We start from the raw sequence: 13077 nt of genomic DNA on the forward strand, positions 1-13077 counted from the left end.
GTTCTCAGCTCTCCTTCATCCGGCCGCGATACCCGTGATCAGGGTGCGGCCGCCGACCACCGCGGTGGTGACCGTCTGCTTGTTGTACGTCGCCGGTACGCCGCCCGGCCGCTGCTCGGTGATCTCCACCGAATACCTGTTGTCGGCGAGCGCCACGATGCGCACGCAGTGGGTGGTGCCCGCCGGAATCGTCTCGATGCCCTTCTGGATCACTTCGGCGGGTGAGACGGCGGCGCCGGGCGCGACGACCTGGACCGCGCGTTCGGCGTCGCGTTCGACGTAGTAGGCGTACTGGAACGACAGGATCGCGTCCGGGCCGGAGCCGGTGCCGCCGGGTTCGGAGCTACGCACCTCGCGCTCGGTGCGTTCCACCGGGCAGGTGGCGGCCGGATCGGATTGTGCGCTGCCCACGGTGAACTGCATGGATTCCCGCGGGGAACCGGCGCTGTTGTTGCCGCCGGAGGACTTCAGCAGCCACACCGCGCCGACACCCGCGAGCGCTAGTAGGAGCACCGCGACCACGAGCACCGCCAGCACCCGGCCACGGCCCCGCTGCGGCTTCCGGGCGCGGACCGGGGCTGGTTCTTCCTCGTCGTCATCGTCGTAGTCGTCATCGGGCCAGGGGAAACGCACGAGATCGGCGTCGCGGTCGTAATCGTCCTGCGCGCTCGGCGCGTGCCCGCCCACCCAATCCGACCAGCCGCCGGTGAATTCGCTGCGCCGCGAGGCCAGATCCGTGGGGACCTCGGCGCGGGCGCGCGCCACCTCGGGGTCGTTGGGGTCGGGTTCGCGGATGTAGTGCGGGTACTGGGCCGGGCCGTCGTCGGCGGTGGGGAACTCGTCCTCGCGCACCGAGGCCGGTGCCTGCGTGCCGGTCTCCGGTTCCAGGGCGGGGAACCACCGTGACAGCTCTTTGTACGACTTCAACATTCCCCCCTTCCCGCGGAGCCGGGCAACTGGTGTCGCATCGGTTCGGACCTCTCGGCGCTCAGTTCGTCAAGGACGGGTTACTAATTCTGGGGGTGCCGGGTACCGCGGTGGGCGTCACCGATGCGCCACTGGATGGGGCGCGATTGGCTCCGTTCCCGAACGGAAATTCTCCCGTACTAGAAGGGTTCGGCGTAGTCGACGCGCCGGTAGCGGGTACCGATAATCGGGGCTTCGGCGTGGTACTCACTGTCCGCGGCGCATCGCCGCTACCTAGCTTTTCGTCCAGATCCCGGGCCAGCGCGGCGAACCAGTCGGCCACGAAGCGCACCGGCGCGTCGCCGCTGGCGGTGACCGCCGCGGAGTCGTAGGCGCCGTGTCGCTGGACGGTCTCCCAGTACTTCACCCAGGTGGTGATGTTGAGCAGTTCGCTGTTGTCGGTGATGTTCTGGACGACGGCGGTGAAAGCTTGGGTGACCAGACGCGAGATGGTGGTCGGCGGAATCAGTTCCGGGATGGCGCCGAGCAGTTTCATGCCGAGCAGCGCCAGCCCGGCGACCGGGTTGGCCAGGCCGGCGGTAGCGAGTTCGGCGATGGTGGCCGGATTGATGACCGCCTTCACCACGGTGACGACCGCGTTGAGACCGATCATGCCGACCTTCAGCAGAGCCTGGAAGGCGCCGTTGATGTCGATCGGGGTGCGCGGGTCGGACGCGTCGGCGAGACGCTCGGAGATCGACTTCTTCGGCGAGATCGACAGGTTCGACAGCGAGCTGCCGGAGACGTCCTCGTTGACCACCTTGGAGACGGTCTTGATCGAGGTATAGGCCAGCGCCTGTGCGACCGAGACCAGCGAGGCGATCGGGTCGCCGCCACTGACCTGGGCCTGGCCCGCGATGTTGGCCACGGCCCGCAGGATCGGCGCGCCCTCGGGGGCGTCACACGAAAGATCGCCCGCTGTACAGAAACTCGCTACGCGGCCCGTAAGGGCGGCGAAATTCTTGGCCGTATCCCGTTCGGGGGCGATGCCGCCGCCGGAGGCCGGGGTCTGGTTCAGGGCGGCGATAGCGGCCACCTCGGCACCGTCGGTGCCGGGGGCCGCGTCCGGGTTCGTCTTGCCCGGCGATCCCGGGAACAGCGGAGCGCCCGCATTGCGGGTCGGATCGCCGAAAAGCGCTACGGCGGCGATCTTGTCGGCCGGGATCACGCCCTTGCTCTGCCCGACCTCCTGGGCGAACAGCGACGCCACATGCGCACCCTGGGAATACCCGACGACCGCCAATCTGGTGTCGGGGCACCGGTCCACGACCGCCTGCGCCATCGACCGGAGCCGGGTCAGGCCGTCGGACACCGACTGCGCGTAGGGCGTCGTGCCGCCGTTGGTGAAGCCGCCGAAGCCGGCTTCGTAAGGGACATAGGCGCGATCGACCAAGCCGGCTTCAGGGGCCTTGGCCAGCATCGGGCGGAAAACCGTGGACAGCATGCCGGTGTCGGTGCTGGGCGCGGCATCCGGGGAGGACTCCCCCGTGCCCTGAATTCCCAACGCGTACAAGGCCGGACAGCTATCTATCGACAGACTTGTCGACGGGGCGGGCGTATCGGCCTGGGCGGCAATCGGACCGGTAACCGCGAATGCCACAGCAACGGTGAGTGCACTGAGCACCCCCGCGATTCTTGCCGGGTAATTGGCCATAGCGATTCGCAATCAATCCGTATTGCCACAGGTGAATCTTGACGCTCTCAAACGCATTCGACGGTAACAGATTCCGGCTATGACTGCCGCCATCGCGGAAAGTTTCCGCCCATACGGAAGAGATGCTGAACACAGGACGGCGCGGCGCCGGAATGTATTCGACGGTTTTCCGATCTCGGGATCGTTACCGCAACCCTCCGGCGAAGTCTGCGCGGGCCCGGAATCCGGTGTGCTGCCGGACAACTGGCGCCGCCATGGTTCGCTTGTGGGACAAAATCTACCCACAACGCAACGAATTCACGCATCCGACACGCGGTCGTTACCCAGGGTTACGTTGCGGAGGTCACCCGATAGACGTCGTAGACGCCTTCCACATTGCGCACCACATTGAGCAAGTGCCCCAAATGTTTCGGGTCGCCCATCTCGAAGGTGAACTTGCTGATCGCGACCCGGTCGCCGTGCGTGGCCACCGAGGCGGACAGGATGTTGACCTTCTCGTCGGCCAGCACCTTGGTCACATCGGAGAGCAGACGGGTGCGATCGAGGGCCTCGATCTGGATGGCCACCAGGAACACCGAAGACGGTGACGGCGCCCATTCCACCTCGATGATGCGTTCGGACTGCTCCTGCAGCGAGCCCGCGTTGGTGCAGTCGGTGCGGTGCACGCTCACCGCGCCGCCGCGGGTCACGAAGCCCATGATCTCGTCGCCCGGCACCGGAGTGCAGCACTTGGCCAGCTTGGCGACGGTGCCCGAGGCGCCCGGCACCAGCACGCCCGCGTCGCCGGTGACGCGCTGTCTGCTCGGGGTGGAGGAGGGCGTAGAGCGTTCGGCGAGTTCGTTCTCCACGTCGCCGATGCCGCCGAGCTGGGCCATGAGCCGCTGCACGACATGGTGCGCGGAAACCTGGTGCTCGCCGACCGCGGTGTAGAGCGTGGAGATGTCGGTGTAGTGCAGTTCGTGCGCGACCGCGGTCATCGCGTCCACACTCATCAAGCGCTGCAACGGAAGTCCGACCCGGCGGACCTCCTTGGAGATCTGCTCCTTACCGGACTCCAGAGCCTCTTCGCGGCGCTCCTTGGCGAACCACTGCCGGATCTTGGCCTTGGCGCGCGGCGAGACGACGAAGTTCTGCCAGTCCCGGCTCGGGCCGGCGTTCTGCGCCTTGGAGGTGAAAACCTCGACCACTTCGCCGTTTTCGAGCTGCCGCTCCAGCGCGACCAGGCGGCCGTTGACGCGCGCGCCGATGCAGCGGTGGCCGACCTCGGTGTGCACGGCGTAGGCGAAGTCGACCGGAGTCGACTTCTGCGGCAACGTGATCACATCGCCCTTGGGCGTGAACACGAAGATCTCCGGCGACTTCAGGTCGAAGCGCAGCGACTCCAGGAACTCGGCCGGGTCGGCGGCCTCGCGCTGCCAGTCGAGCAGTTGGCGCATCCAAGCCATGTCGTCGACTTCGGTGGAGTCCTGGGAGTGCTTGCCGCGGGTCTCCTTGTAGCGCCAATGCGCGGCGATACCGAATTCGGCGGTGCGGTGCATGTCCTGGGTGCGGATCTGCACCTCCAGGGGCTTGCCGTCCGGACCGACGACGGTGGTGTGCAGCGACTGGTAGACGCCGTAGCGGGGCTGGGCGATGTAGTCCTTGAACCGGCCCGCCATCGGCTGCCACAGCGAGTGCACCACGCCGACAGCGGCATAGCAGTCGCGCACCTCGTCGCAGAGGATGCGGATACCGACCAGGTCGTGGATGTCGTCGAAGTCCTTACCCTTGACGATCATCTTCTGATAGATCGACCAGTAATGCTTGGGACGGCCCTCGACGATCGCGGTGATCCGTGATGCCGCAAGGGTATTCACGATTTCGGCGCGGACCTTCGCGAGGTAGGTGTCACGCGACGGTGCGCGGTCGGCGACCAGGCGCACGATCTCGTCGTACTTCTTCGGGTGCAGGATCGCGAACGCGAGGTCCTCGAGCTCCCACTTGACCGTGGCCATACCGAGTCGATGCGCAAGCGGCGCAATGACTTCCAGGGTTTCCTTGGCCTTCTTCGCCTGCTTCTCCGGCGGCAGGAAGCGCATGGTGCGCATGTTGTGCAGGCGGTCGGCGACCTTGATGACGAGCACGCGCGGATCGCGGGCCATCGCGATGATCATCTTGCGGATGGTCTCGGCCTCGGCGGCGGCGCCCAGGTTGACCTTGTCCAGCTTGGTGACGCCGTCGACCAGATGCGCGACCTCTTGACCGAAGTCGGTGGTCAGCTGCTCCAGCGAGTAGCCGGTGTCCTCCACCGTGTCGTGCAGCAGCGCCGCGACCAGCGTGGTGGTGTCCATGCCGAGCTCGGCCAGGATGTTGGCCACCGCGAGCGGGTGCGTGATGTACGGATCGCCCGATTTGCGGAACTGGTGCGCGTGCCGTTCGTCGGCGACATCGAAGGCGCGCTGCAACAGCGTCAGGTTCGCCTTCGGATACAGCTCGCGGTGCACCGAGGCCAGCGGCTCCAGCACCGGCTTGACCGCGGCGATGCCACGCTGACCGGTCATCCGGCGGGCCAGGCGGGCGCGCACCCGGCGCGAGGCGGAGGTGGGGACGGCAGCGGACGTTCCGGGCTCCCGCGCGGGTTGTTTGGCCGCGGGCGGTTTCGGCGCGCCGGGCATGTCGGCCGGGGTAGGGGCACCGTTCGACTCTGGAGACGATGCCGATTGCCCGACATTCGCCTCGCCCACGTGTTGAGCCATGCCACCACCTCTCCGCGCCTCGATCGCAACACCCTATCCGACCGCTGCAACCGCCCAGATCACCACTTTAGTCGCGGGTCCGGACCAGCGACCGATTGGTGAATTCCGGGTTGGTATCAGGAGCGAATTCTGTTGACACCATTCGCCGATTGTGGCTGGCTGGGGCCGTGACCGTTCGCGTTGCCGCCATCGCCGATCTGCATATGCGTCCTCTCGTCGCCGGGACATTCCGGCACGCGTTTCTCCAGCTCGCCGACCACGCCGACGTTCTGCTGCTGGCGGGCGACCTCACCGAGGGCGGGCGAATCGCGGAGGCGGAGCTGCTGTGCGCCGAACTCGCGCATGTCCCGGTCCCGATGGTCGCCGTGCTCGGCAACCACGACCACGACCGCAAACAGGGCTACCGCATCGCCGCCATGCTCACCGCCCACGGCGTCCAGATGCTCGAAGGCGACTCGGTGACGCTGGAGTTGGCGGGCATCCGCGTCGGCATCGCGGGTGTCATGGGCGGCAGTGGCGGCTACCCCGGGCACCCCGGCGACCCCGACAACGCCAGCCCCCAACATCGCGAGCGCATGCGCCGCGGCCCCCTCGACGCCCACATCTTGGAACAGGCGCTCGAATCCCTCGACTCCGACATCCGGATCGCCCTGATGCACTTCGCCCCCGTCATCGACACCATCGTCGGTGAACCGATCCGCATCTACCCCGGCCTCGGCTGCCAAGAGCTCGCCACCGCCATCGACCGGGGTGGCGCCGACCTCGCCGTCCACGGCCACGCCCACGCCGGCACCGAATCCGGGCAGACTCCCGGCGGCGTCCCCGTCCGCAACGTCTCCTACCCCGTCCTGCGCCGCCCGTACGCGGTGTACACGGTCGAACCCACCGCGGCCGTCGCCTGAGCACTGCCGATCAGGGTGCGAAGTGGCTCGGCCGGCGTGCGGGTGCGGCGTTGTAAGTTCGGGCGGTGATCATCGCCCGCTCGTTGCTGTTGTTCGCGTTGGCCGCGCTTGCCGAGATCGGTGGGGCGTGGTTGGTGTGGCAGGGCTGGCGGGAGCAGCGGGGCGTGCTGTGGATCGCTGCGGGCATTGTCGCGCTGGGGGCGTACGGGTTTGTAGCAACCTTCCAGCCCGATCCGAACTTCGGCCGGATACTCGCGGCCTACGGTGGCGTCTTTGTCGCGGGCTCGCTGGCTTGGGGCATCGTCGTCGACAAATTCCACCCCGACCGCTGGGATTATCTCGGAGCCGCGATCTGCCTCGTCGGCGTCGCGATCATCATGTACGCGCCGCGCGGCTGATCGCGCAGGGGCGCGACAAGGTCAGTCCTGGGCGAAGGCCCAGACGGCGGCGGGGCGGCCGGTGGGTTTGGTGCGGCGGCGTTCGGTAGTGCGGGTGAGGCCGGGGATCGCGGCGAGGGTGCGGTTGAGGTTGGCGGGGTCGGGGCGGGTGCCGAGCAGGGTGGTGGCGAGGTCTACGGCGCGGGTGGCGGGGAATTCGGCGCCGGTCAGGGCGCGGGTGAAGGCCAGGTCTTTCCAGAGCAGGCGGGTGAGGTGGGCGCGGGCCACTTCGACGATGGCGTTGTGGTCGAAGGCGAGGGGCGGCAGGTCGTCGAACGGCACCCACTGCGCCGGACCCTCGTGGATGCCGACGACCGCCCACATCGCGATGGACAGGGTCGGGCCCCGGGGGTCGCGGGTGGGTTCGTCGAAGGTGACCAGCTGGCCGACGGCGCCGATCGCCGCCTCCGGCACGCCTAGTTTGGTGTGCACCGCGCGGCGGGCCGCTACGGCGAGACGTTCGCCGCGGCCCAAAAGCACGCCGGGGAGGGCGAGTTCGCCGGTGAACGGCTCGTGTTCACGCGGCGCGATTCCGATGGTGACTCCGCTGTCGGTATCCCAGAAGCGCAGTGTCACCACATCGACCGAAACCACCGATTGCTCCACGGCGCACCATCCTGCCGGACGCCACCGGGCTCGGACCGGCGGGGCGGGCGGTGTTCGCGGGCGAGTACCCGCACTGACCGGCGTCTGGTCGACTGGCGAATAGTCCGCTACCTTCGCGGAAGATGCGCACTCGGACTCGGCGGGCCGCGGCTGCCCTCGCGGCCACGATGGTCGCGCTGCTGGTGCCCGCGGCGGCACCGGCGGCCGGGGTCCGCGCGCTGGGTCCAGAATTCCTGTGGGGCGTCTCGGTGTCGGGATTCCAATCCGAGGGCGCGGCGCCGGACAGCAACTGGCTGCGCTACATCCAGCAGAACCCCGAATTCGACGAGTACGGCGACGCGGTCGACTTCTATCATCGCTATGCCGCCGACATCGATCTCGCCGCCGGACTCGGCGTCGAGGTGTTCCGGATCGGAATCGAGTGGGCACGTTTGCAACCGGACGGCCGCGGCGAGTGGGATGACGACGCGTTCGACTACTACGACAAAGTCCTCGACAAGATCGCTCAGTCCGGCATGCGCCCGATGCTGACCCTCGACCACTGGGTGTACCCAGGCTGGGCCTACGACCGCGGCGGCTGGGACCACCCGGACATGGTGCGCGACTGGCTCGCCAACATGCGCAAGGTGGTGGACCGGTACGCCGACCGAAATCCGTTGTGGGTCACCATCAATGAACCCGTCGCCTACATCAGTCACGAGGTGAACCTGCGCGGCACCGATCGGAAGGTGATGGAGAAGCGCGTCGCCGCCGCCCACAACGCCATCTACGACCACATCCACAGCCGCCGCGCCGACGCCATGGTGACCAGCAACGTCGGCTACGTCGCCGGCAACGACCTCCAGATCAACGGCTCCCTACTGGCCGATATCGGCTCCCGCCTCGACTACATCGGCTTCGACTACTACTACGCCTTCGAACCCCCGAAGCGTGACCCCTCCGCCCTCTGGGAACTACCCGTCCGCACCGAAGGCATCTACTTCGCCCTCCGCCGCTACGCCCGCCTCTTCCCCGGCAAACCGCTGTTCGTCGTCGAGAACGGCATCACCACCGACAACCACAAGCCCCGCGGCGAGGGCTACACCCGCAGCGACCACCTCCGCGACTCCATCTACTGGCTGCAACGCGCCGCCGCCGACGGCATGAACATCATCGGCTACAACTACTGGAGCCTCACCGACAACTACGAATGGGGCAGCTACGCACCACGTTTCGGTCTCTACACCGTCAACGCCCAGGCCGGTGACCTCACCCGCGTCCCCACCGAAGCAGCCGCCACCTACGCCGATATCGTCGAGGCAGATGGAGTCGACTTCCACTATCGCCCAACCCGTCCACCCGCCGACTGCACCCTCGTCGACCCACCCACCAGCTGCGCCGACCCGGTCGAACTTCCCTGACCGTGCCACCTTTCGTCACGCCGCCATGCGAGGAATCGGTAGAGGGGTGCGGTCCGCGCGGCTCGGACCGTCGGAGGTTAGAACAATCGGGATGTCGAGTTGTCTTGCCAGCCAGTCGATTCGGCCTGGCGGTAGCTCGGCGAGGAGGGGTTCGGCGGTTGCGAGGAGGTCGGTTAGACGCTGTTGGTGGGTCAGGTCCTGCCAGGCGCCGAGGCGGAGATCGTGAATGGCGCCGTCGGCAGTGTCGTATCCGGTTGCGGCATAGCCGGATTGGACGTCGAGGTGGGTGACGGCGAGGCCGTCGATGCCGTCGCAGGCGGCGATGGCATAGCGGAGCAGGGTGAGGTCGAGGTGGCCGCGGCGGAACGGGCCCTGGTAGGGGCCGAAGGTGTTGTGCGGCTCGGGGATGTCGAGGGACGGGTCTTCGGTCGGGAAGGGGCCCGCACCGTGGCGGGTCATGTAGGTGCGGGTGACGCCAAGGGTGTAGGCGGTGGCCCCGATATCGGCGAGCATGGTGCGGGCGTTGCGTGGCTCCACTGTTGACCAGGTGGTGTGCGGGTGGAAACCGCGCCACTCGTCTAGCAGAACTCCTTGTGCGCCTTCGAAAATCAGCCTGCCGCGGCGAGCGAGGCGAGCGAGTTCGCCGCCGTCGACGATGCGCACGGCGGCGGCAAACTCGCTATACATTTCGACGAGGTCGGCGATCGGTTCGTAGCGGTGCGCGCTCGGTGCGATCAGTGGGCCGTAGTGTGCCGCCAGCAGATCGAGTTTCTGCCGCAGCACCTTCGGGCGCAAGCAGTCGGCGACGGTCGGCGCGTCGTATTGGAGGGCATACGAGGCGGTTTCACCTATCCCGCGCCCACAGGAACCGTGCCGCGAGGAACCCCTCGCGTCCTCGCGGGCACGGTTCGCCGCAATGTGGATCGGAGTGGTGAGCAGCGCCCGCCCATCGATTCGCAACAGCGACAACGGATCCGGAACATCGAGCGCCGTCAACTGCCGCGCCTCCCCCGCCAGTGCGATCGGCTCGACCAGCATGTGCTGCGACAGCAACGTGGGGACACCCGAGAACGTCCCGGCCCCGAACTGAGCGAAGGTGTGGTGCCTCCCGTCGGCAATCACGTTGTGCGCGGCCTGCGCTCCCCCGTTGAACCGCACCACGGCACCCGCCCCGAGCCCCGCCTCGGCCGAGCACAACCAATCAACAGTCGCGCCCTTCCCCGCGTCCCCGAACCCGAGATCCACCACAATGACGTGCTGCCCGTCCACCTTCCACTCCCTTCGTTACCCGTTTCCCGGCGTCGTCAGCGGGAGCCGGGCGGCAGCGCGCGAGGAGCTGTGGGGCTCAATGCTTTTCCGACGGCGGCGACTTCGGCGGCGGAGCCGAGGTCGGCGAGGTCGGCCAAGCCGGTGTCGAGGTCGACGCGGTCTTCCTCCAGGCCGATGGTCAGCGCGATGAGTTCGCAGACCGCGGCGGGATCGTCCAGCTTCATGAAGTTCTGGCCGAGCAGATCGCGCCAGTGGTCGGCGATTTCCGGGTCGTTGTAGTAGCTCGACTGGTTCGGCAGGATGTAGTAGACGTGCCAGCGTTCGGCGAGCTGCCGGTAGATCGATTCGACCGAAACGTCTTTGCGCACATGGTCCCCGACGACGGCGCGGATGTGCCTGGACGCCAGTTTGCGCTTGTTCAGTTCGTCGCCGATGAGGAAGAGGTAGCCGCGTTTGCGGCGCTTCTCCCAGGCATCGGTGACGATGTGGGTGGCCATGAAATAGGCGGCCAGTTCGTAGCTTTCGGACTTCTGGCCACCGCCGCCGCCTTCGAGCAGGATGTTGCGGAGTTGCTCGTCCATCCGGTTGTCGGACTCGAACTGGCCGACCTGCAACGGAACTCGGTCGCAGTCGGCGTCACCGATGGCGCCGAACAGGATCTGCGGGTCGTCGGCATACCCTTTGCGCTGTAGGAGTCCGTGCAACTTGCCGAGCTTGCGCTGCATGATGATCGGCACCTGCCCCATCGAGCCCGTGACGTCGAAGAGCACCGCGATCGGCAGCGAGTTGCCGTGATCGGCCGAATCCCGGCATTCCCGCGCGTCCACGCCGAGCGGGTCGAGCGACGGATGCGCCTGCCAGGTGTCGTAGGGCTTGTTCCGCATCTCCGCGGTGTAGCCGAAGTCGTCCAGCCCCCGGCTGGCCCGATAGGTCTTGGCCGCCCGATAAGCGGTGTCGTCCCAGTGTCCGTATCCCATGATCATTCCTCCCGTTCGATCTGTTTTAGTCTATGCCACCAAAACAAAGAGCGTCAAGGACTTACACTGCGAAGGTGGACCCGTTGACCCAGATCCGGGCGATCTGCCTGGCGCTACCGGAGAGCAGCGAACGGCTCAGCCATGGCTGCCCGACCCCGGACCGCTTCTTCAAACCCCCCTACGTCGGCCACCGCGGCTGGCTCGGCGTCCGCCTCAGCATCGACCCGGACTGGCCCGAGATCACCGAGATCATCCGCGACGCCTACCGCCAGGTCGCCCCGAAAAAACTGGCAGCCCAACTGGATTGACCCGCCATGCCCGAACCGCACGCCCCTTGCCGGGAACGGTCAAGGGGCGTGCGGGGTTTCGGATATCACCGAACCAAGGTTTCGGTGAGCCCCTCGGGTGTGAGTTCCACCCGGCGGGTGACGCCGATGTCGTCGAGGAAGCGCGGGTCGTGACTGACCACGATCAGCGCACCTTCGAAGCTGGACAGGGCCTGGGTGAGGTGTTGCAGGCTGGGCAGGTCCAGGTTGTTGGTCGGCTCGTCCAGGAGGAGCAGTTTCGGCGCGGGGTCGGCCAGTAGCAGCATGGCCAGGGCCGCCCGGAGGCGTTCACCGCCGGACAACGCGCCCGCCGCCACGTCGGCGTCGGCGCCGCGGAACAGGAAGCGGGCCAGCTGCGTTCGAATCTGTTGCGGCGTGGCGTGGGGGGCCGCCGCCGCGACATTCTCGAACACCGTCAGCTCCTCGTCGAAGATGTCCAGGCGCTGCGGCAGCATGCGCCACGGCACCTTCGGACCCTGCGACGAGACATGTTGCAGCAGCGTCGTTTTGCCTACGCCGTTGCGACCGGTGAGCGCGATGCGTTCCGGCCCGGACACCTTCATGGTGACCGTCGGACCGCAGGCCAGCCGCACCTCGTCCAGCTCGATGACATCCTGGCCCGGGTAGAGCCTGGTGCCGGGGAGCTCGACCCGGATCTCCTTGTCGGCCCGGAGCAGTTCCTCGGCCTGATCCAGGTGCTGTTTCGCGTCCTCCAGCTTCTCGATGTGGTTGTTGCGCAGCTTCCCGGCCGACACCTGGGCCTGCCGTTTGCGTTCGGCCATAATGATTTTCGGCTCCCGCTTCTGATCCCACATCTTCTGGCCGTAGCGCTTGCGGCGGTCCAGTTTGATGCGGGCCTCGACGAGTTCCTGCGCCTGCTTGCGGACATCGCTGCGGGCGTCGCGGATCGCGGCGCGCGCCACCTCCTGCTCCGCCTCGACAATCCGCTCGTATTCGCTGAAATTCCCGCCGAACAAACGCAACTCGCCCTGCCGCAGCTCGGCGATCGTCGTCATCCGGTCCAGTAGTTCGCGGTCGTGGCTGACCGTGAGCACCGTGCCGGAGAACTGGCTGATCACCTCGTAAAGACGTTCCCGCGCAACGTGATCCAGGTTGTTGGTCGGCTCGTCGAGCAGCAGTACCTCGGGTTCGGTGAGTAGCTGGGCCACCAGCCCGAGCAGCACCGTCTCGCCACCGGACAGGGTGTCCAGGGTGCGATCCAGCTGGGCGGCCGAATCGGCGAGATAGTGCAGGCCGAGCCGGCCCAGCAGCGCGATCGCGCGTTCCTCGACATCCCAGGCGGCGCCCACGATGTCGAAGTCGGCCTCGTCGCCGCCGCCGGATTCGATGCGGTGCAACGCTTTCCGGATGTCGGCGATGCCGAGCACGGCGTCGACCCGCTGCCCTTCGGCCAGACCTAGATCCTGCCGGAGATAGCCGAGGTGCCCGGAGACGGTGATGGATCCGCCGATCGGAGCCAGTTCACCGGTGATCAACCGCAGCAGCGTGGATTTTCCCGCGCCGTTGCTGCCGACGAGACCGATGTGGCCGGTACCGAGAACGGCCGAGAGCCCGTCGAAGACAGGTGTGCCGTCAGGCCAGGTGAAAGTGAGATCGGAAATAGACAGAAAAGACATGCGTCCTCCTGAGGTGCGACGGTATCGCGGCGCGCACTACGCGGGCCGCCCGAAAGCGCTACCTCAGAACTTCAACGGCATGACTCCGATCAACGGGAACAAGACCCGACTAGGTTACGCAGACATCCCAGGATTGCGCCAGTGAGTTCTGGGTCACAATCCTGCTCG

12 protein-coding genes are annotated in these 13077 nt (G+C 67.1%); 5 read left to right on the plus strand and 7 right to left on the minus strand.

Annotated features, from left to right (window positions below):
- Positions 1-15: 15 nt before the first annotated feature.
- From IBX22_RS04285 to IBX22_RS04295, 3 genes are all read right to left on the minus strand, one after another.
- Positions 16-930 carry a hypothetical protein gene (locus tag IBX22_RS04285; protein WP_194814061.1) on the minus strand — a complete coding sequence of 305 codons (915 nt, stop codon included), beginning with the start codon at positions 928-930 and terminating at the stop codon, positions 16-18.
- A 58-nt stretch (positions 931-988) separates the two neighbouring features.
- On the minus strand, positions 989-2590 hold the full coding sequence (locus IBX22_RS04290; RefSeq protein WP_309234418.1) for a cutinase family protein: 1602 nt from the start codon (positions 2588-2590) through the stop codon (positions 989-991).
- Positions 2591-2949: 359 nt separating this feature from the next.
- Entirely contained in the window at positions 2950-5274 is a 2325-nt protein-coding gene (locus IBX22_RS04295; protein ID WP_375540224.1) for a RelA/SpoT family protein, read from the minus strand.
- Between the two features lie 248 nt (positions 5275-5522).
- Between IBX22_RS04295 and IBX22_RS04300 the strand changes: the two genes are divergently transcribed.
- On the plus strand, positions 5523-6257 hold the full coding sequence (locus IBX22_RS04300) for a metallophosphoesterase (RefSeq protein ID WP_309234419.1): 735 nt from the start codon (positions 5523-5525) through the stop codon (positions 6255-6257).
- Positions 6258-6322: 65 nt separating this feature from the next.
- Positions 6323-6655: a YnfA family protein gene (locus IBX22_RS04305; RefSeq protein ID WP_194814064.1), complete on the plus strand. Its 333-nt coding sequence runs from the start codon at positions 6323-6325 to the stop codon at positions 6653-6655.
- 21 nt (positions 6656-6676) lie between these two features.
- Here the strand turns inward: IBX22_RS04305 and IBX22_RS04310 are convergent, their stop codons facing one another.
- Complete coding sequence (locus IBX22_RS04310; RefSeq protein ID WP_194814065.1) at positions 6677-7300, minus strand: NUDIX hydrolase; 624 nt, start codon at positions 7298-7300, stop codon at positions 6677-6679.
- Positions 7301-7422: 122 nt separating this feature from the next.
- Between IBX22_RS04310 and IBX22_RS04315 the strand changes: the two genes are divergently transcribed.
- Positions 7423-8700 carry a family 1 glycosylhydrolase gene (locus IBX22_RS04315; RefSeq protein WP_194814066.1) on the plus strand — a complete coding sequence of 426 codons (1278 nt, stop codon included), beginning with the start codon at positions 7423-7425 and terminating at the stop codon, positions 8698-8700.
- 15 nt (positions 8701-8715) lie between these two features.
- Here the strand turns inward: IBX22_RS04315 and IBX22_RS04320 are convergent, their stop codons facing one another.
- A complete protein-coding gene (locus IBX22_RS04320; protein ID WP_194814067.1) occupies positions 8716-9969 on the minus strand; it encodes an adenylosuccinate synthetase in 1254 nt (417 codons plus the stop codon).
- A gap of 35 nt (positions 9970-10004) precedes the next feature.
- Complete coding sequence (locus tag IBX22_RS04325; RefSeq protein ID WP_194814068.1) at positions 10005-10946, minus strand: hypothetical protein; 942 nt, start codon at positions 10944-10946, stop codon at positions 10005-10007.
- Between the two features lie 74 nt (positions 10947-11020).
- Between IBX22_RS04325 and IBX22_RS04330 the strand changes: the two genes are divergently transcribed.
- Positions 11021-11254: a hypothetical protein gene (locus IBX22_RS04330; RefSeq protein ID WP_375540198.1), complete on the plus strand. Its 234-nt coding sequence runs from the start codon at positions 11021-11023 to the stop codon at positions 11252-11254.
- Between the two features lie 65 nt (positions 11255-11319).
- On the opposite strand, the gene IBX22_RS04335 is transcribed toward IBX22_RS04330, so the two are convergent.
- A complete protein-coding gene (locus tag IBX22_RS04335; RefSeq protein WP_194814070.1) occupies positions 11320-12909 on the minus strand; it encodes an ABC-F family ATP-binding cassette domain-containing protein in 1590 nt (529 codons plus the stop codon).
- Here IBX22_RS04335 and IBX22_RS04340 point away from each other — a divergent pair.
- A complete protein-coding gene (locus IBX22_RS04340) occupies positions 12908-13054 on the plus strand; it encodes a hypothetical protein (protein ID WP_194814071.1) in 147 nt (48 codons plus the stop codon). The two genes, IBX22_RS04335 and IBX22_RS04340, sit on opposite strands and share 2 nt — an antisense overlap.
- Positions 13055-13077: the final 23 nt, after the last annotated feature.

Origin of the sequence: Nocardia sp. XZ_19_385 (assembly GCF_015355755.1) — a bacterium.
In the GTDB taxonomy this organism is placed as follows: Bacteria; Actinomycetota; Actinomycetes; order Mycobacteriales; family Mycobacteriaceae; genus Nocardia.